At 65.8% G+C, this 22,648-nt stretch carries 21 protein-coding genes and 1 pseudogene; 4 read left to right on the plus strand and 18 right to left on the minus strand.

Annotation, left to right across the window (positions count from 1 at the left end; translation table 11 throughout):
- Positions 1 to 3 precede the first annotated feature (3 nt).
- From K6I33_RS02180 to K6I33_RS02220, 9 genes are all read right to left on the minus strand, one after another.
- A complete protein-coding gene (locus K6I33_RS02180; RefSeq protein ID WP_229347936.1) occupies positions 4 to 1,137 on the minus strand; it encodes a hypothetical protein in 1,134 nt (377 codons plus the stop codon).
- A 1-nt stretch (position 1,138) separates the two neighbouring features.
- Positions 1,139 to 1,969: a hypothetical protein gene (locus tag K6I33_RS02185; protein ID WP_229347937.1), complete on the minus strand. Its 831-nt coding sequence runs from the start codon at positions 1,967 to 1,969 to the stop codon at positions 1,139 to 1,141.
- On the minus strand, positions 1,962 to 2,720 hold the full coding sequence (locus K6I33_RS02190; protein WP_229347938.1) for a hypothetical protein: 759 nt from the start codon (positions 2,718 to 2,720) through the stop codon (positions 1,962 to 1,964). Before K6I33_RS02190 ends, K6I33_RS02185 begins: the two co-directional genes overlap by 8 nt.
- An 8-nt stretch (positions 2,721 to 2,728) precedes the next feature.
- Entirely contained in the window at positions 2,729 to 3,802 is a 1,074-nt protein-coding gene (locus K6I33_RS02195) for a hypothetical protein (RefSeq protein ID WP_229347939.1), read from the minus strand.
- A gap of 4 nt (positions 3,803 to 3,806) precedes the next feature.
- The gene (locus K6I33_RS02200) at positions 3,807 to 5,024 is read right to left on the minus strand and encodes a siphovirus ReqiPepy6 Gp37-like family protein (RefSeq protein ID WP_229347940.1); all 1,218 of its coding nucleotides are present in this window, start codon (positions 5,022 to 5,024) and stop codon (positions 3,807 to 3,809) included.
- Between the two features lie 24 nt (positions 5,025 to 5,048).
- Positions 5,049 to 6,050: a phage tail domain-containing protein gene (locus tag K6I33_RS02205; protein WP_229347941.1), complete on the minus strand. Its 1,002-nt coding sequence runs from the start codon at positions 6,048 to 6,050 to the stop codon at positions 5,049 to 5,051.
- 12 nt (positions 6,051 to 6,062) lie between these two features.
- Positions 6,063 to 12,722 (minus strand): CHAP domain-containing protein, encoded by a 6,660-nt coding sequence (locus K6I33_RS02210; protein ID WP_229347956.1) that lies wholly within the window; start codon positions 12,720 to 12,722, stop codon positions 6,063 to 6,065.
- A gap of 97 nt (positions 12,723 to 12,819) precedes the next feature.
- On the minus strand, positions 12,820 to 13,215 hold the full coding sequence (locus K6I33_RS02215; RefSeq protein WP_229347942.1) for a hypothetical protein: 396 nt from the start codon (positions 13,213 to 13,215) through the stop codon (positions 12,820 to 12,822).
- A 14-nt stretch (positions 13,216 to 13,229) separates the two neighbouring features.
- Positions 13,230 to 13,475, minus strand: a complete 246-nt coding sequence (locus tag K6I33_RS02220) for a hypothetical protein (protein WP_229347943.1) — start codon at positions 13,473 to 13,475, stop codon at positions 13,230 to 13,232.
- Between the two features lie 203 nt (positions 13,476 to 13,678).
- Between K6I33_RS02220 and K6I33_RS02225 the strand changes: the two genes are divergently transcribed.
- Complete coding sequence (locus K6I33_RS02225) at positions 13,679 to 14,191, plus strand: hypothetical protein (protein WP_229347944.1); 513 nt, start codon at positions 13,679 to 13,681, stop codon at positions 14,189 to 14,191.
- Positions 14,192 to 14,216: 25 nt separating this feature from the next.
- On the opposite strand, the gene K6I33_RS02230 is transcribed toward K6I33_RS02225, so the two are convergent.
- From K6I33_RS02230 to K6I33_RS02240, 3 genes are all read right to left on the minus strand, one after another.
- Entirely contained in the window at positions 14,217 to 15,143 is a 927-nt protein-coding gene (locus tag K6I33_RS02230) for a hypothetical protein (RefSeq protein WP_229347945.1), read from the minus strand.
- 66 nt (positions 15,144 to 15,209) lie between these two features.
- On the minus strand, positions 15,210 to 15,593 hold the full coding sequence (locus K6I33_RS02235; protein ID WP_229347946.1) for a hypothetical protein: 384 nt from the start codon (positions 15,591 to 15,593) through the stop codon (positions 15,210 to 15,212).
- Complete coding sequence (locus K6I33_RS02240) at positions 15,590 to 15,940, minus strand: hypothetical protein (protein WP_229347947.1); 351 nt, start codon at positions 15,938 to 15,940, stop codon at positions 15,590 to 15,592. The genes K6I33_RS02235 and K6I33_RS02240 overlap by 4 nt, the downstream gene beginning before the upstream one ends.
- Positions 15,941 to 16,036: 96 nt before the next feature.
- Between K6I33_RS02240 and K6I33_RS02245 the strand changes: the two genes are divergently transcribed.
- A complete protein-coding gene (locus K6I33_RS02245) occupies positions 16,037 to 16,198 on the plus strand; it encodes a hypothetical protein (protein WP_229347948.1) in 162 nt (53 codons plus the stop codon).
- 73 nt (positions 16,199 to 16,271) lie between these two features.
- On the opposite strand, the gene K6I33_RS02250 is transcribed toward K6I33_RS02245, so the two are convergent.
- Positions 16,272 to 16,601 carry a hypothetical protein gene (locus K6I33_RS02250; RefSeq protein ID WP_374283017.1) on the minus strand — a complete coding sequence of 110 codons (330 nt, stop codon included), beginning with the start codon at positions 16,599 to 16,601 and terminating at the stop codon, positions 16,272 to 16,274.
- A gap of 284 nt (positions 16,602 to 16,885) precedes the next feature.
- On the opposite strand from K6I33_RS02250, the gene K6I33_RS02255 reads away from it, so the two are divergent.
- Positions 16,886 to 17,032, plus strand: a complete 147-nt coding sequence (locus K6I33_RS02255) for a hypothetical protein (protein WP_229347950.1) — start codon at positions 16,886 to 16,888, stop codon at positions 17,030 to 17,032.
- Positions 17,033 to 17,079: 47 nt separating this feature from the next.
- On the opposite strand, the gene K6I33_RS02260 is transcribed toward K6I33_RS02255, so the two are convergent.
- From K6I33_RS02260 to K6I33_RS02270, 3 genes are all read right to left on the minus strand, one after another.
- The gene (locus K6I33_RS02260; protein WP_229347951.1) at positions 17,080 to 18,177 is read right to left on the minus strand and encodes a hypothetical protein; all 1,098 of its coding nucleotides are present in this window, start codon (positions 18,175 to 18,177) and stop codon (positions 17,080 to 17,082) included.
- A gap of 65 nt (positions 18,178 to 18,242) precedes the next feature.
- Positions 18,243 to 18,758, minus strand: a complete 516-nt coding sequence (locus tag K6I33_RS02265) for a hypothetical protein (protein ID WP_229347952.1) — start codon at positions 18,756 to 18,758, stop codon at positions 18,243 to 18,245.
- Positions 18,759 to 18,778: 20 nt separating this feature from the next.
- The gene (locus tag K6I33_RS02270; RefSeq protein WP_374283024.1) at positions 18,779 to 20,164 is read right to left on the minus strand and encodes a phage portal protein; all 1,386 of its coding nucleotides are present in this window, start codon (positions 20,162 to 20,164) and stop codon (positions 18,779 to 18,781) included.
- Positions 20,165 to 20,576: 412 nt separating this feature from the next.
- Between K6I33_RS02270 and K6I33_RS36235 the strand changes: the two genes are divergently transcribed.
- Positions 20,577 to 20,789 carry a gamma-glutamyltransferase gene (locus K6I33_RS36235; protein WP_229347954.1) on the plus strand — a complete coding sequence of 71 codons (213 nt, stop codon included), beginning with the start codon at positions 20,577 to 20,579 and terminating at the stop codon, positions 20,787 to 20,789.
- Between the two features lie 278 nt (positions 20,790 to 21,067).
- On the opposite strand, the gene K6I33_RS02280 is transcribed toward K6I33_RS36235, so the two are convergent.
- A complete protein-coding gene (locus tag K6I33_RS02280; RefSeq protein ID WP_229347955.1) occupies positions 21,068 to 21,913 on the minus strand; it encodes a phage terminase family protein in 846 nt (281 codons plus the stop codon).
- Between the two features lie 183 nt (positions 21,914 to 22,096).
- Positions 22,097 to 22,648 (minus strand): annotated as a pseudogene (locus K6I33_RS02285) (IS5 family transposase); the annotation flags it as partial.

Here is a 22,648-nt window from a genome sequence, read left to right on the forward strand (position 1 = left end):
ACCTCACCCCTTCATGGAGGTGGCACCGGGGGCGAGCATCACCGCGGACAGGCCGTTCCACCGCTCGGTACGGAGGTCGGTGCCGTAGTCTTGCCAGGTGACATCGGTGCCCGTGCCGAGGAAGTCGACGCCGAGGAAGTCGCCCTTGCTCAGGAAGACGAGCCCCGTGCTGCTGATGCTGGTCGGGTAGGTCGAGCGGGTGTTCTGCCGCTGGCGCAGGAACAACAGCGACCCATTGCGCAGAAGGTTCACCTGGTAGGAGCCGAAAGCCCCCTCGGGGCCATCGCGCTGCGTGGCCAGAGTGAGGGCCACCAGGTAGACGCCCGTGGCCGGGGCGGTGACTGCGGTGCCATCTCTGCTGAGCACCCACCCGCCGGACTCCTCGAACCCGGCCATCGACCAGCCGACCCGAAGAGCCTGGTTCGGCGGCGTGCTGTAAGGCAGCGGCCGGGCCACAGACACTCGCGGCGGGTTGTACAGCGCCCGGATCGGGTCGCTGATGCGGGCCGTCATTGTCGCCGGGGTGACCTGTTCGCCGTCCCGCCACTCCCCGGCAGGGGCGAACGGCGTCGCCGCCGCCGAGAACGAGGTGGTCGGGGCGGCCATCCACGCGGTGAAAGCGCCTTCCCCTTCCCCGGTTTGCACGGCGTAGGCCGGGCTGGGCGAGCCTGATTCGAGATAGACCGCGACCGCGAGGGCGTCGCCGGCCGCCAGGTGAACGACGGTGGCGGCCGAGACGGTCTGGACGTCGTTGGACTGCTGGATGATCTCCCGGACCGTGACCACGCTGACCGTTCCGGTCGAGGTGCGCCGGTAGAGGTAGACGATGACCCCGTCGCCGGCCGCCTGGGTGGCGCCGGATTTCACGCTCACACTGCCCGACACGACATAGACGCCCGTGTCGGGGACGGTGAACCAACGGCGCTCGGCGTCGGACGAGAAGGTGTTGGTGTCGGCGGTGGACCACCGGATGACGGTGGAGGAGCCCCGGGTGATGCTCTGGCCGGGTGCCGCTCCCCGGCACGACATCCGCGGCGGGTCGGCGAGGTACCGCAGCGGATCACGGACCTGGGCGTTCAGTTTGCGGGCCGTGATGGTCTCGCGCTGGGCCCACGATTCGATGGGGGGTGCTGCCATATCACTCCAAGAATGTGGTGGAGCCGAGGACCGAGGCGCGGTCGTCGCCCAGGATCCAGGTGGGCTTGCCATCGCTCCGCCCCGGAACCGTGATCACCGCCACGGCGGCCGTGTCGACGGTCGTGTCCAGACGAAGGGCGCCAGGAGAGGCGCCAGCACCAGGGGTGTCGGCGGTCAGAAGATTGATCTGCTGGGCACCGAACTGGCCGAGGCGCTGCGCGCGCGGGATGACGCCGTTGGGCCAGGCCGCCCCGGTCAGTGAGTCGGAGACCGCCAGGACCGCGTACAAGGTCGTGAAGTCCTGCGAGGCGCCCAGCGGAACGGTGTTCACGCGCTGATGCTCGCTGATACTCGCCACCGGGGTCAGGGAGAGGCCAGCTGCGTCCCCACCCCGGTAGGACAAGTTCATCAGTGCTGTACTCGGGCTGCCGGTGACATCCCACACGGTGGATGTGCCACGTGAGGGCTCCCACGGCCACACCGCGACGTGTAAACGGATGCCTGAGCGCAAGGTGTAGAGGGTCGGCAGGACACCGGACGGCGATAGCAGCCGGGGAAACCGGGCCGGGCCGCCCTGCTGGGCGCAGATCGACACCACGATGTCGTTGGTCCGCACGTCCGCCGGGACGGGCAGCTCGACCAGGTCACCGGAGACGACTGCGGAAACACTGCTGGAGTAGGACGGGAACTCGCGCGGCGCCAGCGCCTCGCTGCGCCATTCGGCACCATCGAAGTACAGGGGTGCCACTGTGCGCCACGTCGTGCCGTCGAAGACCTGGGGTGTCTGGTCGACCCATGCCTTGCCGTCGTAGACGAGCAGTTGATTAGCCATACTTCACCCACACGTCCCCCGCTCGCGGGGCGGACGGCGCAAGCGGGCCGGAGAACACGCGTGCGTTGCCGAGGTTCGCGGCGGTGATGGTGCCGCTGCTGATGACGGAGCCGTCCCCCTTGACCTGGAAGACCGCGCCATCGGTCGACGGGCTCGCAGCGGTGGAACTCACGTTGATCACGGTCTGCCCGGCGCCGAAACCGGGGGCGCCGATGCACAGGGGTGCCTTCTTGCCGATCGTGTCGAGGTAGAGGGCCCCGGTGCTGCGCAACCGGGTGCGCTCCGCCCCGTCGGCGGTGCGCAGACGGATCACGTGCCCTGCCGGGTCGTCGGTGACCACGGTTGAGAGCCAGGCATCACCTGTGGGGACCTGGACTTCTGCGCCCCGGGCCGGGAGGTAGGAGGCCAGGCGTTCATCGGTGTAGGCCCGTGACTGGTGGGGGTCGACGTCGAGCAGGTGCTTGCGGAGCCGGTCTCCCACGGTTACCGACACCAGAGCGATCCGGCCCACACCGAAGTCGACCCACAGGCGCTCGGTGTCGTTGGCCGGGCCGTAGAAGGCCGGGATGAAGCCGCGGATGTCGGCCTGGAGCTGGAGGATGGGTGCGCCGTCGGCGTCGGTCAGGTCGGTGATCTGCCGGGCCCCGTCGGAGGGGCCGTCCCAGACCGTTCCCACCGCGCCGGGCACGCGCCGGCCATCGATGTCCTCGGCGACATCGGAGGCCGTACCGCCGAAAAGGTTCCGCGCCATGGGGCCTCCTATTCGCTGTAGATGTTGGTTTCGTAGGTGCCGGAGAAGAAGATGGTCGACCGTCCGGGAAGAACCCGGAGCGCGTCCATTCCCTCAGATACCCTTTCGCTGTTCTGGTGAAAGATGCTGGCGTGGGTGGAACCGCCTCCCGGCCAGCAAAGTGCCTGGAGCTGCACGAAGTTGGCGAGGCCGCCCCGGTATTCCATATTGCGCATGTGGCCGGTGAGGACCTGACCGGTATCGCCGTTGGCCTGTTGCGGCAGAGCGAAGCCGATGGGGTCGTCCTGCCGGTTCCTGATATTCGTGGTCGTCGTGTTGGAGATACTGATCGAGTAATAGACGACGTTCGGGGCGATCCACCGCCAACGGCCCTTATAGACCATGCCGTTGGCTGGGACGTTGACGGCGTTGGCCAGGCCGGGACTGTACATCCGGGACTTGCCCAGGTGCCGGGTGACCATGTACCCGTCGCGGCCCTTGAACGCCTCGTAGGGGGTGTCGCCGCCGTTGTTGTCCATGTCGTAGAGGAACGTGCCGACGGGAAGGAAGTCGGCGTAGGAGCGGGTATTCCAGGGGGATCCCACGGCCGGCGGCATGTCGAACGGAGCACGCAGGGAAAGCTGTGGGGAGCCGTCCTTGGCCGGGACGTCGACCTCGTAGAGCACCATTTCCCACTGCTGGCCCGGGATGCGCTTGGGCAGCGGAGCGATCGGGGAGGCACTGGGCTGCCCCTTGACGACCGACAGATTCACCGAGCCTTGTGCCAGGTCGGCCCGCAGGACCACAGTGTCCTTACGGGCCTTGTCGGTGGGGTTGGCTTCCACCGTCAGGGACGCGGAGGCGGTCAGTTGGTAGTAGAAGCCCCCGACCCATGCGCGGCCGGGCTGGATTTCGATCGTGCGGCCGTTGATGACGGCGGCGGAGAAAGGCAGGGCGCCGGAGGCGTACGACTCGCTCGTGAGCCGGAAGTCCACCCGGTCACCGCCCCACATGGCGGCCATCGCCTGCCACTGGACTTCGGACACCATCTCGGTGCCGCCGGTCTTGCTCGACTGGGAAAACGGATAGCTGGTCTCTGCCAAGTGCTCACATCCTCGCTTCGAGTTTCCGCAGGCGCTCCCGCATCTGGAACACGGTGTTGTACAGATTCAGGGGCGATCCGGTGCCCTGGTCACCGATCTTCGGTGTGACCGCGGAGACACGGCCGCCGTCCTCGACGGTGATGTTCACCTCTCGGACGATGTCTGTGTACTCCTCGCCGTCCACGGCCACGGTGACCTTGTCACCCACGAAGTAGTCACGGCCAAACTTCAACTGCTGCGTATCGATGGGGTAAATCTGAAAATTTCCGTTGCGGGCCCCTTCCCGCAGCACGCTGTCAGCCGCATCAACGACAGCCTTCTTCGCGGCCTCGAAGTCGGCGTCCGACACCTCGGCTTTCGCCTTGACCGGCTTGCCCGTCGCAGGGTCCGTTTTCAGGGGGAGGTCCCGGCGGTCAACGAACTGTTCGACCTGGACACCCCACTCCTTCTCGGCCTCCTCGTCGACCTTCTGAAAGATGTACCGATCGGCGCCTTCGCCCTGACAGGCGACGATGGCCCGGGTGACGCGCGGGGCTGTCAGCGTCCAGGTGTACTCGCGCAGGTTTCCCAGCTCAGGAGCGAAGCGCACGGTCTTGCTCTTATCGCGCGGCTTGAAGACATCCAGCACGATCCGCTTGCGGTCCGGGTCGTAAACGAACCGGTAACCCACATTCTTCGCCTTGCACCACTCTTCGAGCTTGGCGCCGAGGACGTCGAAGCGGAGACTGTCAGCGACCGTGTCACCGACCAGGGGGTTGGCGCCGATATCGACACCAGCAACCTGCCGGTCCGGTAGGGCCTTGGGGCCGATGGCGTGGTCGAGCTCCCACCACAAGGCCTGACCGGCCGGGCCGCTCGCCCCACGGGAGTCCTTCGCCTGGTACTGCTGACTGATGGGCTTGGACGGATCAGGAAAGGCCAGCCGGCCGTAGGTAAGTTTGTTGTCACACTTGCCGCCAACAAAGACGGATCCCGACCCGGTGTGCTGCTCAACCGTCCAATACCGCTGGAAGAACTCGATCTGACCGGTGAAGATCGGGAAGTCGACGTCGTCTTGCCAGACGATGATTCCACCACCACGCTGCAAGAGCTGCGCTTGGGGCGTGCGGTCCTTCACGAGGATCTGCCAAGTACCTTGCTGACAGAACCGGATGACGAGATCCATTTTGATCCATGTGTCGATTTCCCCAATCCGGTTCAGGTCCTTGTCCCGGACCTCCACGCGATATCCCACACACACCCCATGTCAGTAGCTTTCGAATCGTGGGCGGAGAGTGAGCCGGAGCGAGGCGGGCCCGTTGCCCGCCGTGAGCCGCACACCGACGCTGCTCTTCCCGGGCTGAATAGGCCACAGGGACGGCGAGGCGTCCAGAAGCGGCCAGTAGTTCTTTCCCTGGTCGTCGACCAGGGTCTTACGGCCAGGGCGGGTGTCCACCGTCAGCACACGCCCCGCCGGTACGACGTCGGTCTCCCCGGCCGGCACGCTGATCCCGAAGGACGCGCCCTCGGGGCTGGTGAAGTTGAAGCTGCGTACCGGGCCGCGGATTTCCCACACGGGCCAGGCTTCGACCTCGCCGGGGTTGATGACCGGGATTGCCTGCTCCGCCAGGACTCCGCGACTCAGACGGATGGGGAAGAGCCCTGCGTCCTTTCGTAGGAGTCCCTTTCCCTTGCTGAGATCCCACTCGGCGACGAGGAGGTCGTCCGCGTAGAAATAGGGGTCGAAGGCGGTTAGTTGGATGCCGTATTTGATCCACCGGAATCCGGCGTTGTCGGCGGCCTCGTTGCCCTCCATTCCGGCCTTGTAGTAGCAGTAGAGCTTGCGGACCTGTGAGTCCGCTTCGACGAATTTCAGCACGCAGTATCCGCGTGTGGGGTTCAGTGCGGAAATCAGCTTGCGCTTGAGTTCCTTGAGGGAACGCCGGTCGACGCCGTAGAGGTAGACCGGCAGCATCACCTCACGGGCGGCCACGCGGGCCGACCGGAACATGGAGCCGGGCAGGTTCGGCGAGCTGTCGGCGTGCAGCTCGAACGGGGGCGTGTCCAGGCCACTGGCGCCGGCCTGGAGCAGAATTCCGGGCCATCGCCGGTCGGTGAAGGAGGTGAGGGGGATTTCCTCCCCCTCACCATCGCTTCCGGTGATCGACACGTAGGTGTGCCCCCACGCCATTGGGTGGGGCGGGATCGGTACCGGGTGAGGCCGGTCTTCGAGAACCCGGTCTCGGGTTGCCGGTATCGGAATAAGCACCCTCCTTGTCGATTACACGCCGTGCATCACCTCCGCGTACTGCATGGCCCGCAGCACTGCCTGAGTTGTCGACTCGCTCTTGGCTTCGTGGATGTGGATCTCGTAGGTCCGGCCGCCCAGGAGTTCCTGAGTCTGGCGCGCAGTGTGAACGCGCTCGCCGCCGCGGAAGTCGACGAGCTCGGGTCCCTGCTCGCCCACCAGGCGAAGGCCCGGTGAGGCGGACGTGGTTCCCATCCAGTAGCCGGAGGTGCCGCTCAGAGCCCGGCGCCAGCCGGAGCCATATCGGTCGATCGCGTACGACAGACCGGCGTAGAGGCTCGCGGCCGGGTGGTACTGCCCCAGAGACCGGTACGGGCCCGCATAGGCGTCGAAGGTCGACTTGATGACCTGCATGAGGCCCTTCGACGGGTCACCGGCTACGGCGTTGGAGTCCCAGTTGTTGACGGCGTTGGGGTCGCCGCCGGACTCCACGTCGATGCGGTGGAGCACGAGCGGGACGTCCGCGAGCGAGATTCCACCCCGGCCGCCCAGCTCCTGAATGACCCGTTCGACCAGGGGCCGCCAGCGACCCACGGCATCGCCGGCCAGTCCGGCGAACTCACCAGTGCCCTCCGAGAACCGTGCCAGGGAGCCCGGCCACGGGTTGAGGAACGGGCCCTCACCCGCACCAGGAGCACCGCCACGCGGGCGAAGTGCACCGTCGGCGCGGTTGCCGTACCCGAGCTGACGTCGAAGGCTGCGCGACTCGTTGCCGCCGACCGTTTCGAGCTGGCCACTTTGTTTGCCGGTGACGACGTTGATGTGGCCCCAGTCGCCGGGGCCGAAGCCCCGGTAGACCATGAGGTCACCGGGCCGGGCCGATGCGGTCGGCACCATGGGCATGTGCTCGACCCAGGGGGCCACCGCTGGCCACCGGTCGCCCGGTGTCCCCGTCGGGGAACCGCCGTAGGCCGCGGTTGCCTGTGCGTGGTCGACGATCCAGCTGACGAAGTCGGCGCACCAGGATTCGTAGGCGTCCGAGCCGATGTACTTCCGGCCGGACAGATCGCCGTTCTTCGCCTCCTGGAGGGCCAGCTTGACGACCTGGCCGCCACCGCCGGTGGCGTGTTCGTCGGCCCACTTGCCCCAGACACTCAGCCACGGTTCCGCCTTGCGGAAGGCCGTGGCCTCTAGGTGCCCGGATAGGCCGAAGCCGCCTTCCACCTCCCTCACTGCCGGGGCGATCACGTCGGCCCAGCCCTTACGGACTGCTTCCTCGTAGCCCGCGAACGGGTCGTCCTGGTGCCGCTTCACCCATGCCGCGCCGTCACCGACTATGCCGCCCCGGGCATAGATGTGGCCGCCTCGCCGGGCCTGGTCGTTCCAGCGGTGAATCGTTTCTGTTCCGAGGCTGCGAACGACCTCGGGGCGGAGGATGCCCTCGCCTTCGCTGAGCATGGCGGGCACGGTGTCGATGCCCGGCTGGTAGCCGGGGACCACACCGCCGGTCGAGTAGTGCACCGCCGCGAGCGGGGCCGACGTACCGGCCAGCTTCGCCATCTCCGCGAGCATCGGAACGGCGCCCGCGTTGTACGGGCCGCTCAAGACGCTGCGGGTGGAGCTGTCCACGAAGGACATCGATGTCCGCCACACCTCGCGGATCCGGCCCCCGCTGGACTCGAAAAAGTCCTCAAGGCCGGCCAGGCCCGCCCGGAGACGGCCGAAGTGCCCGAGCGTGCTGGACGTGGACGTCGACACCTGGGCCTGCACGCTGGCCCAGACACCCTCGCTGGAGGCCTGGAAGGCACGTTCCGCACTGGTGAGGGGCCCGGTCAGGTGGCTGATCCAGCGCTCCTCGGCGGGGCGGATCTGCCCGTCCACCGCTGCTCGCACCGACGCCCCGACGCTATCCCAGGACATCGTGGCCGCAGCCTGGTGTGCCCGGACGGCGTCCGTCATGGAGGCCAGGGCCGCCTCGATGCGCTTGACCGCGTCTTCGACGGCCTGAGCGTCCGGCACCGGTGTACCCGGACCGCTGTCCGTACTGGCCTCGGTGAGCCGTCCGCGCTTGGCGTCCGAGTTCAGCCCGAGGACCGTCCGGTACCCGAGAGCTCGAACAGCCTCCGGCCGGAGCACGGCCTCACCCGGGGAGAGCAGGGCCCGTACCGAGTCATGTCCGGGAGCGAATCCCGGGACGATGCCGCCGTCGCGGAACTTCAGCAACCCCTCGGTGTTGGGCATCGCCTCCTTCGCCTGAGCCCACCATTCGCCTAGTACTTCCTTCGCGTACTCGGAGGGGTTGGAGATGATCTCCTGCACGCCGTGGACGGAGTCCTCGACGCTGCCGACGAGGCCCATGACCAGCTGCTTCAGCTGGCCGATCGGCGCCTTCAGTGCCCCCATGGGGTCCTTGAAGAGGTCGACGGCCGTGGAGCCGATGGCCTTTACCGCTTCTTCGAGACCGCCCCAGGCTCCCTTGATGTACGCCCAGATGGACTCGGGCTTGAGCAGGTCGGAGGCGAAGCGCTCGCCGCGCTGGAGGATGTTGCCCGAGCCCTTCCAGACGTCATCCCAGAAATACTCGCCCGCCGTGGGGGCGATGGCACCGGCTGCCAGGCCGACGAGCTGACCGGCACCGGTCGGTACCTTCCTCAGCAGTTTCGGCATGTTCTTCGTGGCGAAGTCCAGCGTGCCGCGGAAACGGCGGGCCGCTCCCTCGCCGCTGGCGCCACCACCACGCTCGGAGCCCCAGGTGATCAGGTTCCGGCTGGTCCGGCCGCCGATGCGGGCGGCCTTGGCGTCGAAGGCAACGGTCTTGCCGAAGAGGCTGACGACCGGTCCCATGTCGATCTTGTCGAGATCGTCGAGGAGGAAGCCCAGGGGGCCGCCCCGGGCGGCGATCCCGCCGCGCGCGAAACGCGACAGCCGGCCGCGGACCGCCAGCTGATTCCAGGTGTGGATCCGGGCGGGGCCCAGGTGCTGTACGACCTCGGGGCGAAGCACGGCTTCACCGGGGCTGAGGATCGCCGGTATGGAGTCCTGCCACGGCGCATAGCCGGGAAGGACGCCACCACGAGCGAACTCCCGCTTCTTCTTCCCTCCCTTCTTTCCGCCTCCGCCACCGGACCCGCCGCCGTCCGTGTCCCGGTTGACCTTGCTGATTCCATCGTCGAGGGCACCGGCCTTCTTGGCCGCATCGTGCAGGGCGTCACCCAGCTTCTCGACCTGGCCCGTCACCGAGGCCAGCGTCCGGGTGTTGAGGTTGGCGATGCGGCCGTTGACCGAGCCCGGGGTCTTCACCGCGCCGATCAGCCCGTACACGGCGTCGACCGCCGAATACAGGCTGGCCTTGCCACCCTTGAACTCATCCCGCAGCGGCTTGAGCGACTTGCGGTTGAGGAGGTTGACGGAGGCGATGACGTCCTTGATCTTGCCCTCGACTGCGCCCGCCTCCGGCACGGTCAGGGTGAACTGGCCCCGCACGTCCTTGAGCGATTTGCCGTTGAGGCGCTCGACACGCTCGGCGGCGTCGCTGATCGTCTGCTTGAGACTGTCGGCTCGCTTCTCCGTCGTCTCCAGCTGCTGCACCCGCAGCGACCCCAGACGACGGCCGTCGAGATCGGTGACCTCCTGGCCCGCCTGCCGGATCGCCGCTTTGAGGGAGTCGGCCTTCTGCTGAAGGTCGGACAGCTTGCGATGGATCTCCGCGAGGCTGGCGCCGTTGACGTGCGTGGTGCCCTCGGTGACGATGCGCCGCACTGCCGTCTGCGCTTGGTCGGCCGAGGACCGGACGCTCTGCCCGACCGAGCCACCCAGGTGATCGATCAGGCTGCCCAAGGGGGCCTGGTCGACCGCACGAAGGGCCCTCTTCAGGGCCTCGATGCGCTCGTCGACCTGGCGGAGCTGCTGCTCGGTCTCCCGCATACCGCGCTGCGCGGTATCCCGGCGGTCGGTGCTGTCCTGCGGGCGCAGACGCTCCGCCGCACTACGACGGGAAGCACGCCGGTTCTCCCGGTACTCCTGCCGCACGTCATCGCGGCGACGGTTGAGACGGATCCCCTCACGCAGCCGGCCACCGGAAATAGCGTCACGGCTGCGCTGGTCGAGATCCCGCATATCCTCACGGCGGTTCCTGCGCCGACGCACCCAGTCGCCAGGGCCGTCGTAGCCGGTCAGCCGCGCCGTCCCGTACCGGGCGTACCCGGCCGCAGTGCGGAAGCGCCCGTTCTCCCGGCCCGCCGCCGCCACACGCGACCGGTTCCGGCGACGAGTCTGGTCCCGCTCCCGGAACCGGTCGCGCTGGGCGTCATAGCCCTCAAGGAACGTTCCGCCGTCGCGCCGGGAGCGGACACCGCCGGCGACCTGGCGGCCGTAGCGCGTAGCGCCCCGCACGCCCCGGCTGGTCCCGGACACCGTGCCGGCCAGCATCTTCGCCGGCGTTGCTGCGAAGGCGAGCAGCTTGCCGAGCTTGCCCGCCGTCTTCGTCAGGACACCGAACGCGAGGAGGAACGGTGCGGCAACCGCGGCCATTTTGGCGGCCTCAAGTACCAGCTTCCGCAGCCCCGGATGCGCTTCGAGGAAGTCGACGGTGTCCTTGCCCCAGTCGGTGAATGTCCCGATGGTGTCGAAGAACTCGGTCAGCATCTCCTTGGCCATCGGCAGCAGCTTCGTGCCGATCTCACCAGCGTCCTTCAGCAGGCCGCCCTCGAAACGGGTGCCGTCCTCGTCCGAGACCTTTTTGCCCATGACGGCAGCGCCAAGACCCGTGTACGCGTACTCGCCGCGGTCATTCTTGGAATAGAAGAGCTTGCCGAGGTTGAACTGGGCCTGTTCCTTCATCTGCTCAATACGGCCACTGATAGTGGCGCTACCCATGCGGTGCGCCGCACCATTCATGCCGGGGTCTTTACGCCACCGCTCCAGCAGACCGTCAATAAGCTGCTCACCGGAAATGCCGCCGGTTTCCTTGGCGTTCTGCATGAAGGCCAGCATCTGGCCTGACGCCTCGTAGGTTTCCGGGAGTTTACGGTCCATGCCGTTCTTCTTGTCCCGGGATTTCATGTCCGCCATTTCCTGGGCGGTGTACTTACGGGTCTTGAACCCCAGGATCTGGGCAAGGGTATTCGAGGGAAGGCCGGTTGCGGCTTCGAGCTGCTTGACATTGCGCAGGTTGGTGCGGCCCATGTCCTGCATGACCTCGATGGCGTACATGCCGCGAGACACCATGGCAGGGTCCATCACACCGCCGTAGGCGGCGGAGTCACCCACCATCTTGACCATGTCCACCGCCTTCTGGGCGGCGTCACTGGAACCCTTCGCATGCCGGACAGGGTCCTTCGACAGGAAGTCGGCGTTGTGCGAGGAATTGGCCCGCACATAGCGGGTGCCATATTTGAGCATGTCATTGACGGAGTAAGGCGTTTCGATGCCGTACTTCGTCATCTGCTCCAGCAGCGAGTTCACGTCTCGCAGCTCGACGCCCATGCCCTTCAAACCGGTCTGGGCCTGAAGCATGGCGTCGGCACTCTTGATGCCGAACGCGGCAGCGGCGGTACTTGCCAGCCCCAGTGGGGCCACCAGGCCCCGCGTGATCAGATGACCGGTCTCCGTCGCCGTCGTGCCAGTCGCCTCGATGTGCTGCGTACTGCGCTTCCACCCCGACCGCATCGCCGCCCACGCCGTGGCCTGCGTCGACTGGACGGCCGCCATGGTGCGCTCGTGCTCGGCCAGCTGCTCCCGCAGGTTCTGCCGAACCGCCTGGGTGATGGCCAGCTGCGAGCCGATCGCGTGGGACTGCTCGGCCTGCCGCTCCGCCATGGTCCGGCGGATCGCCTCACGCTTCTCCCGCTCAGCTTGCTCGGCAGCCTTCGCCGCCTCCCGCGCCATACGGATCTGCGCCTGGTGGATCTCCCGGTCCATCCGGGCCTCGTCCTCCAAGGCCCGCCGGCGCACTGCCGCCGCTTCAGCCTCCTGGCGCTGCCGCTTGGCAAGAATCTGTGCCTGTTCACGTGCGGCTTCGCGAGCGAGACGGGTCTGCGTCTGGTGGATCTCGCGATCCATGCGCGCCTCGTCTTCAAGAGCACGCTTCCGCTCTGACGTGGCGGCCTTCTCCTGCCCCTGCCGCTCCGCAAGAATCCGAGACTGTTCCCGGGCGGACTCCCGGGCAAGGCGGACTTGGGTCTGGTGGATCTCGCGATCCATCCGGGCCTCGTCTTCGAGTGCCCGCTGCCGGGTCGCTGCCGCCGCGCGCTCCTCGCGCTCCCGCTCGGCCACCGCACGTGCCTCGGCACGACGGCGCTCCTCCAGCAGACGGATACGGTCCCGCTCGGCGGTCTGCCAACGCTGGGCGGCATCCCGGGCGGCCTGCGTCTCCAGCCGCACCGTCTCCTGCACCGCACGACGGGTCGCCTGAGAGGTACCAGCCAAGGCCTGGCGCTTGCGCTCCTCCAGCTCCCGGAAGACGCGAAACCGCCGCCCGGCCTGCTGCCCGTACTCACGCGTCAGCTGGGCCTCGATGGCCTCCAGCTTCGCCGCCGTATCGACCGCGGCTTTTTCCGTGTGAACCTTGGCGGCCTTCGCGGCAGCCGCCGCGCTCTTCGGCAGGGCCGAGAAACCGTTCGTCGCAGCGGTGGTGAAAGCCTTGCCCGCAGCCGCGCCGGCCGTCTCCATCTGGCGGGTCAGCTCGGTCCGCATCTTCGCCACGCCCTCTCGGGAAAGCGTGGGGGCGATGTCGATGTAGCCGGAGCCTACTTTGATGGGAATACGGCCGCCGCTGGCGATGTGGTGCCTCCTACATAGTGCTCATCTCCTGGAAGAACTGCGACAGTTCAGCACCTGTGGCAAAGTCCTCCACCGGCTCTTCAGGAGCCACAGAAGCAGCACCGGGCCGGGGCAGCGGATCGGGAGGAGCCAGGGTGCTGGCATTGTCAGAATGCGCCTTCAGGAAGAGGTAGTTGCTTAGCTCCATGGCATCGGAGATACGTGCCATGAGGTGATCCTGCGTAGACCACACCGTGGTCTCGTCCAAGGCGGCCAGGAGCTGTGAGCGGCCTGTCTTGTGCGTCAGCGCTTTGGTGAGGACGCTGACGCGCCGCAGGGACAGCCGCCCACGCCACAGGTCCAGCAGATCAATCCCGAAGTGCTCCAGAAGATCGGCTTCGAGCTCATCAGAGAACTCACGGACCACGTGGACGGTGCGGATTAGTTTCCCGCGTCGTCATACCCCTGGGCCGCGGCCACCTTGTCCGCCAGAACCTGAAAGTCACGGATCGTGGCGCCACTGTCCTTGTACGCCTCCCACTGAGGCGCGCCAAGGATCAGCTTGACCGCCTCCACCTCGTCCTTGGCCTCCAGCAGGCCGATCGGCATATCCAGGGGATGCGGGATGGTGAACTCGATGCCACGGTGCTCGATGATGACCGGGGTCTCGGCGGCCTCGGCCTCCATAGCAGGGGACTTCGACGGGGACGCGGTCTTCGTGCTTGCAGCAGTCAAAAGGAACTCCAATGAAGGTGAGAAAAACAGACGGAGGGCATTGTCATGAGGCTGAGGGTGCCGTGTGGCCACATCACGATCTGAGTAGCGTTCCCGACTCTGACGCGCAACGCTAGGAAGTAGGTCGCAGTTCTGAACTCGCAGGAGGCGAGCCCGTGGATAGCACGCTTATCGGCGTAATAGTGGCCGGGACCCTATCGTTTGGCGCTCTGGTGCACAATACCCTTGATGGCCGCAGGGTCCATGTACGGCAGTCTGAAGAGTTCTATCTCCAGCGATACTGGATGCTGCTCGATGACCTGCCGGCGGAGGCATTGGCAGAAGGAATATCGGGCCCCAAAGACCTCACTCCCCATCTGGAGAGCGTCAGCCTCTTGTACTTGCGGGTAAGCGAGGATGCGTGTGAGGTGCGTGAGCGTGGAGACATATCGGACCTCACGTGGCGCATACGCTCTGCGGCTATGAATAACCAAATTCGCCGTTGGCCGATAAGCAAAATCTGGGAGCGCGTCGAGAAAAAGCGATTCCCTCACTTGGTGAGTCTGGTCAACCAGCGGGGCGTCTATGATCCATGCGAATATTCGTGGATTTTTCGATACCGACTCGGCCTAATTCAACCCATTCTCGGCTTCATTCCATTTATCGCAAAGAAGCGAAAAGCTAGGTAATCGCTTGAGTAGGCTGGTTGATACGTCAGGAGGCCAGGACGAAGCAGGCCTTCGACGTGCCCGCTGAGGTGGTGTCGGTGACCTGGAAGCAGGACGCGACGCCGCGGTGGGTCACCTTGAGCTCCGCGGTCTTCATGCCCTGCGGGACGGTGACATCGACGGTGCCGTCCTTCGTGGCCGTGACCTGGTCCTCGAAGGCGGTCTTATCCGCGCGGAGCAGGGAGACGACGGCCGGCCCGGTCGTACCCGTGACAGCGACCTTCGCGGTCCACGAGGACTTCGTGGCGTCGTTGGTGGCGGAGCCCGGCACCGTCACCGTTGCCTTGAAGGCCTCCGGCTCCACCGGGACGGACGGACGGCCCAGGCCGAGGATGTCGTCCGTAGTGAGCACGTAGCCGAGACCACCCTCGTGATCGAGGGCGTCGATGGTCAGCTCGTACTTCTGGTTTTCGGTGCGCTGGAGCTGGATGGCACCCCGGTCGGAGATCATCGCCCGGGGGATGACGCACCGGTACGGCACGCCCTTCTGGGACCAGTCGACCACGATGGAAATTTCGTTCAGCTCCGGCGTGGAGGACAGGTCCAGCCGGTAGGTGCCGCTGTGCTTGCCCTCGGCGTCCTTCAGCGACTTCCACTCCGCGCCGAAGAAGAGGCCGGTGGTGAGGTCGTTGGTCTCCATCAGCGTGGCCTTGATCTTGAAACTGGCCGACTTGACCGTATACATCACCGGTACGGCGGATTGCCATACATTGACAGGGTCTGTCTCGATGGAGGGGGTGATGGTGACGCCCGACTGGTCCACCCATCCGCAACTGCGGTAGCCCGCAGGCGTGGTCTTGCCGTCGCCGGCGTCGGTGGGGAGCACGGTCGTACCAGAACCAGTACGCGGCGCGGGCGCGAGATAGATGGCCCCGTTGGGGGCGAAGCGGATCTTGGAAGAATCGTTGGCCAAGGAAGCTCCTGAGAGAAAGACGGAAGCCGAGCACTCACCGGCGCTCGGCTGGGAAAGGGGGAAGGGTCAGGCGACGAAGAAGACCGCCACTTCGCCGCGGTAGCAGTGCTCACGGCTGGTGACGTCGGGGTCGTACCGAGGGGAAGAAATCTCCTCGACCTCCAGAACCTCCGCACCGCCGACCACCAGGCCGGGCAGCTCCTCAAGGAGGGCTTCGCGACAGCGGTATGCGAGGTCGACCGCGTGCTTGCGGTCATCGTGATAGACGTCGAAGGTGATGTCCGCGCGGTCCAGGCGGTCACGGATCATGCGGAAGCCGCCCGAGTGCTCCACGTAGATCATGGGCTCACCGGCCTGATGGCCGACGTGATCGCCGGTGATGTACTGCGCGGGCAGCCCTGGGACGGACCACAGGTATGCGATGACGACCTCCACCGGGTCTTGTCTCACTCGATCCGCTCCTTCTCCAGAGCCCGCTTGAGGAACCAACGCCCCTCGTGCTCACGGCCCTTGCGGTCCGTCCAGCCGCGTTCCTGAAGCATCGAGTGACGCATCCGGGCGTCCACCTCGGCGACGACGACGCCGTACCAGCCATACCGGTCCAGAGCCAGAGTCGGCTTGATGTGACGGCCGATCGCGTTCCAGTGCTCCTTGGTCGGACGCCGCGGCCTCGGGGCCGCCGACACGGCCGCCTCTGTCAGCTTGACCGTGTGCAGCTCGACCAGATCCCGCATCTGTACGGAGAGGAAGAACGCCCGCTCCCACTCGGGAGTCAGCCGCAACGTGAACTTGCTCATCGCACCACCCTCCACACACGGATCCGGACATGACGAAGGGACCCCTGCGCCCAGCGGGCGGGCTCCCCGTCGACTTCATAGATCAGGCCCCGCCAGATGACGCGGTCGGCGGAATCGACGTCCGCCTCCACGGGCAAGAAAATGATCAGCCGCTCCTGCGCGGTCTCCCGGGCCGGAGAGCGGACCTCGAAGGCCCGGTCCGGCTGGACACTCGCCCGCCCGGACCACACCACCACCGACCGCTGCCAGTCACGGTGATTGGTGTACGCGGTCGCGGCCAGAGGCGCCCGATGTACCTCGACGAAGTCGTTGAAGAGCGTCGTCCACCGCCTCAGACCCTGTACAGGCCGATGGAGCCGAAGCGTCGGCGGTAGGGGCGGAGGCCTTCGCGAGCAGCTGCGGAAAGCGTCTGCGTGCCGGCGGCGCCCCACTGCACTTCCATGTCGCCGACACGTTCCGAGATGACCCCGGGCTGTACGGCCAGCCACCGGATCACCTCGCCGCAGATGACTGCCCGGACACCAGGAGCGTTCTCCTGATATCTGGAGCCGCAATAGTCCTGCACGAGCGCGGTGACGTCGTGGATGAACGCTTCGATGCGGAATCTGTCTTCAGGAGGGATGGGACGCCCGAGACGCGTAATCACCTCGTCAGCAGTCACAAGCATTATATCAACTCCTAGGGCTAGTAATGGGCTTGAGAACGCGATAAAGTAGGAAAGCCACGTTTGACGCATCGGAGGCTTCCATGCATGCCGTCTTGCTCAATGAGTTGCCAGGCCCAGGGAGGGCCTGGCTGCTCGTTCCTGCCGGTTAGTCACCTCGGTGAGTGACGCCTAGACCGGTAGGGAGCAGAGGTGTTGCGACGGAGGTACGTCAAGTGGTGTCTAGCCCGACTCGGGCTGCAAAGCGGGTTGTCGAGGTTACTTTCCTCATCCTGGGTTCCATGAGCGTGGGAATCATCTCAGGTATCGGCTTGGTTCTCTTCGAGGCGAGCCCTGTCGAGGCGGTCGGCGGTGGAGCCGCGGCCTTTGCAGGCGCCTTCAACGTTGGCATGAAGGCTCTCTCCTACATCAAGCGACTGAACGATTAGTCAAATGAGGCGGCCCATTGCGGGCCGCCTCAGCATGTTCCTCCGGCTCAGGAACCCGCCCCGGCCGGCTTCTCCGTGATCGCGATCTTCAGACCACGCACGAAGCTCTCACCGATGCCGACGCCACGGACCGAGTAGTCCGGGTCTTCCTTGACGGTGGACAGGCCATACATGGTGTCCAGGCCGATGGTGTCCGCCTTCTTCGCGTAGTCGTAATCAATGAGCATGCGGGTGGCGATGCCGCCGATGTTCTGGATGCTGCCGTTCACCGCGCCCATCGGAATGGCGGGGCAGGCCGAGACCAGGATCATCGCGGACTTGTGGAACAGGTACGCCTCAAGACCGAATGAGTTGTGGATCACGATGTCGAAGCCGTAGATGCGGCCGACGATCGCCCGGCGGAGGGCGTTGGTGTCGCCGGAGTAGTCGACGGCGACGAATTCTGGGTCCTTGAGGAGGATCGCCTCGACCTCGGGGCCGGCGATCAGGTACCGCTCCGAGGCGGGAACGTTGGCGAGGTTCATGGCCATGCGGGCATCGACGAGCGCGGTACGAAGCCCCAGGGCACGGGTCTTCATGTTCTCGGCGGTGCCGTCCGCTGCCGGGATGGTGACAGCCACGTCGCCGCCCACGGCCTTCTTCGCCGCCGCGCTGAGGCCGGACCGGGTGATGTTGGTCTTGATGAAATCGGCCGTGGTGTCGTCGAAGTACTCCGCGAAGCCGCGGGTGAGCTTGCTCAGCACCTGGGCGCCGAACTGCCGCAGATCGAAAGCAACCTGCTCCATGCTCAGGGTGGTGGCGTTCTGGGCCAGTGTCGACAACGCCACCGGGAACCTGGACTCGCGGATGAAGCCCTGCGGGGCCAGACGCGGATCGGTGGGAAGAGGACGGTCCGAGGATGCCGCAAGGCGGTCCTTGTCACCCTTGATCGGGTTCTGGATCGGGGCCGTGATCCCGGCGGCCGTCACAGGAATACCTCGGGACTCCCGGTTCACGTTGATCACGTCGCCGAGACCGCCGGTGAAATTCAGCTCCGAGTAACGGGCCGGCAGGCCGCCAAGCGTGAGCTGACGGTCAAGCAGGCCCAGCGCGGCAATGGTGACCTGCTGAGGGTCAAGATTGAAATGGTGGGTTGTGAGAGCCAAAGGCGTAACTCCAAAAGGGCATAAAAAAGGCCCTCCGGCGGCACCGAAGGGCTCTCAAGAATTGTTTAGATGAAGGACTTGCCCGCGATCAGATCCGCGAGCTCGTTGGGGTCCATGCTCGTAACGGCCGGACCGCTACCACCTCGGTAGTACCCGGCGCCCCTCAGCTTGGGGAACTCCGGCTTTGCCGGGGCCTGGCGGGCGATATAAGCGGCGACGGTCTCAGAGTCGGGCCGGCCGTCTTCGCCAAGGAACCGGGCCAGGTCCAGGTAATCGGTCTGCACAGTCACACCAGCAGTGGCGGCCTGGGCCCGGATCTCCGCCTCGGCCAGGGACGACGCGAGCTCGGAAAGCGCCTCCCGGCGGGCATCGTCACGAGCCTGGACAAGGGCCTTCTCCTGATCCGTCATCCGCTCAGTACGCAGCTCCTCCAGCTCCCTCGAAGCCGCCTCCCAGCGCTGCTCGTTCTGCCGGCTCAGCGCCTTCCACTTCTCCAGTTCCGCCTCCGGTCCGGTAGGCGGGGGCGTCTCCGCAGCTACCCCACTGGCCTCTGGAGCGTCGGGGCTCTTCGTCTCGTCCATCGTGGTCTCCATTTCGGCGGTCATCGCTTCTGTTCGTGGATCTTGCGGTTCGCGTTCCCGGAATTCCCCTGCGGCGCCTTCGCAGCCATGCGGGCCGCCCGCGCCTCGCTCGGGGCGCTCACGGCGCCCGGCCCTGCCTGCTGTTCGGGCTGCGGGCCCAGCTTCTGAACCTCCGCCGCGGCCTTCGCGTCCTCCTTCCGCATCGCACGGAAGACGCTGATCTGCGACGGCGTGTACCCGGCGTCAGACCACAACTGCTCTTCAGGAACGTTGAGCTGCTTCAGCTTCAGCAAGGCGTCGATGTGCTGGGATTCGGTGCGGTACTCGGGGTCGCGCCATACGGTTTCCATGGAGTAGGCCTTGGCTCTCTTGTCACCCTTGATGGCGAAGCAGAGGCGGATGACCTTCTCCCATGATTCTCCGAAGTACAGCATGCGTTCCCGGACCCGGGCGACCAGCCCGGCCTCGGAACTGATAATGGCCTCGCCCGACGGTGGAGTTCCGCCGTTCACAAGGAAGTAATGGCTCGGGGTGCGGGAGATGGAACTCATGTGCTGAAGCAGGAGTCCGACCAGATCGCAGTAGTTATTGAGGCTGGCTGCCTCGAACTGCCCGAAACGGGCCTGCGGGTCTTCGGCCTGGAGAAGCTTGTCGACGGCCACCTTGAAGGGCTCAACCGGATTTCCCTGATCGTCCTCCACGATCTCAAGCCCAGTCACGTACCTCTGGGGAAACGCGGCGAACTCGGAGGCGGTCAGAGCGTCCGACACCGTCTTGTTGATCGCGTCCTGGATCGGGATGACGTTGGCAAGGTCGGAATACGGGTCACCGGAAAGCCGCGAGCGGTTGTGAAAGGGGACGACCGGCACGATCCCGAGCGGATTCCGGGACCGGATCCCGTTCTCCCACTCGGCCTGTCCGCGCTTGACCTCGTAGACGTAATCCTCGGTCCACAGCGTGACCCACTGGCGACCCCAGTCATCCGTGTAAAACCGGGCTGCGGCCTCCAGCTCGGTCCGGCTGCCCGGCTTGTACTGGACGACGAGGTTCTCTGCGGACACCGGCTGAATGGCCGGCTCGCCGTCGTCGCCCGGCCACACCAGCACATACGCACGCCCCTGGACCATCGCGTCCAGGTGCACCGCCGTCGACAGGACGTCCATGCTGCTGCGCTGCCAGAACTCCCGGGCCTCCTGGTCAAAACCGGGAGCCTCGGGTATTCGGAACCCCTCGACTACCATGCGCTCGGTGGCGGAGTCGACGATCAGGCCGCAGAAGTTGTCACGCCAGTTCTCGAAGACCTCTCGGAACGCGTCCTTATAACGGGCCTGAGAGAAGGCGAGTTGCTGATGTTCGCCCTCGTAGTACTTGGCGTAGCGCCACATGGCCGGGAGCTGGTTCGTCAGCTTCCCGTGAAGATAGGCAAGCCAGTCGGCCGGTGTCTCCGGCGGGCCGACTGCTGTGTAACCATTCGGCGGGACAATCAGAGGCGCCTCCCCGGGGTAGTTCCTTGACTTGCTGCCCGCCCCCGGACTCGAACCGGGAACCTGCGCGACCTGGGCACGCTGCCTCTACCGGTTGGACTAAAGAATGTCTCGCGACCTTGGGTTTCGTGACACCTACTCTTGATCACGCTCCATAGCCACAGGGAGGCGGGAGTGACAAGCATGGATGGATTCAAAAGTGTGGACGAGGGATCGTTTCTGTATGCCCCGTTCGGGTGATACGCGTGCGATCACGCGTGGACATGGGAAGTCGTACAACCGCTCAAACTAAGTGCCGCGTAGGCACCAGCCGCTTTCATCGAAAGGAAATCGTGTGCGTCGCATCACTGCCGTTTTTCTCATAGCTGTCGCGCTCGTTGGCATCCTCGCGGTACCTGTCAGCGCTGATGAATCTCAGTGTTCCGAGATCGGCCTCAGGGCGCTTCAGATCCACAGTAATTCTGTCGACGCCGTGATCGCCTCCACGCTCTGCCTGGGCCTAGTTCACCCGTTCACGTCGGGCGTCGGGGGCGGCGGCTTTACGTGACAGCCTGCACGGCCAGCTAGACGCGGCAGCCGACTGCCAGTGACGAGACACGCTTTGGGCAGGCAGGAGGGGGCCGTACGGGCTTCCAACCCTGTTCGGCTCACGCCCTTGCGGGCGTCGGTTGCTTATGGGCGGTGCAGCCCCCTCCGGTATCACTGACCTCACGTCGGTCCGACGATCACCTGTAACCGCCAGGTGCACGGCAGCACGGGTCAGCGTGCGCAGGCCGACCGGGGAGCAGTCTCACCCGGCCGGCCCGGTCTGTGGGGAGTGGAGGATCAAAAGCCGACTACGCGGCGTCGTTTGATCTGCATCCGGCCGTCCGCAATCGCGTCGGCGCGCGCCTCGAAGGCGAGAATCGCGCACACGCCCAAGTCGATGACCTTCTTGGAGCGGGGCGACTCCTTGGTAATCAAGATTCCTTGGGGGACCTCGCGCGTGACCGCGTTGAGCACGTGGCGTGTCAGGTCGACGTTCCCGTCATGCTTCACGTCACCGACCGCAACAGCAGAATGCAGCCGCTCGGTGGCCTCGCACATCCGCATGGGTTTGTTGGTCCAGTACTCGTAGACGCGGTCATCGCCGTACTCGATGGCCCACCGGCCCAAGGCCTCTTGCCAGTACGGCGGGTCACCGTAGAACCATTCAACCCGGTACGTGTCGAAGGCCTTCTTGACGGCAGCCTCGACGGCAAGGACGTCGACTTCCCAGTCCGGGTTTTTGGGATTGCGCGGGTTCTCCTGGAGGTGGAGGACAAAGAGCTTGCCGTCCCTCAGCCGGCACCCGACGAGACCGGTCGCGTCGCCGCGGAGACTGCCATCGAACCCGAGGGATATCTGATCCCCGGGGAGGATCGGGTCGTCCTCATCGAAGCAGGAATCCCACTCGGCCTTCTTGAGCCAACCGTCTGCGTTCTCCTGGATGTTGTTCAGGTAGAAGCGGTAGGCCACGGCCGCGCTTGTACGCGGGTCCATAACCGCCGCGACGATGCCGTCAACGTCGACCCAGTGTGAGTCGCCGTACGCGTCGATGACCGCCGCGCGGACAGCGTCCTCGTCTTTGAGGTCGACGTCCCGGACCGCTTCACGGCAGTCGTAGAGAATGCCCGCGGCCCCGAACTCCATCGCGGCCTCGTAGGTCCGCTGCGCGATGGAACCCTCGGTAGGAGAGAACGCGTTGGTCGTCTCGATCAGCCGGCTACCAGCACCAGCAGTTTTTTGGACATTTCTGTCCAAAGTTTCCCAGACGTATACACCCTGGTTGTTTTCAATCCAATGGTGAACCTCGTCGCATAGGACTAACAACAGCTAACAGAATGAGTTGATCTGTCTGAGGGTGATGAGGCAGCAGGCGAGGCGGAGGAAGGCTTCATGGATGTCGGCTCGTCGTTCCCAGCGGATGCGGAGGCGTTTGAAGCCATGCAGCCAGGCGAAACTGCGCTCGACTACCCATCTGTAGGTGCCCAGCCCTGTGCCGTGGCGTGTGCCGCGTCGGGCGATGGCGGGCACGATGCCGCGCTTGCGGACATGGTCACGGTAGATGTCGTGGTCGTAGCCACGGTCGGCGAAGAGCGAGTCCGGCTTCCGGCGGGGATGACCGACGCGTCCGCGCACGGGAGGGATCGCGTCGAGCAAGGGCAGCAGCTGGGTGACGTCGTTGCGGTTGGCACCGGTGAGGATGACCGCGAGCGGGGTGCCGTACCCGTCGGTGATCAGGTGGTGCTTGGAGCCGGCCCGGCCACGGTCGACCGGCGACGGGCCCGTCGCGAGCCCCCTTTTAGGGCCCTGACCTGGCTGGAGTCGACCACGCATCGGGACCAGTCCAGCCTCGCCGCCGCGTTCAGCTCCGCCAGCAGCACC

The sequence above is a fragment of the Streptomyces sp. UNOB3_S3 genome (assembly GCF_020740895.1).
In the GTDB taxonomy this organism is placed as follows: domain Bacteria; phylum Actinomycetota; class Actinomycetes; order Streptomycetales; family Streptomycetaceae; genus Streptomyces.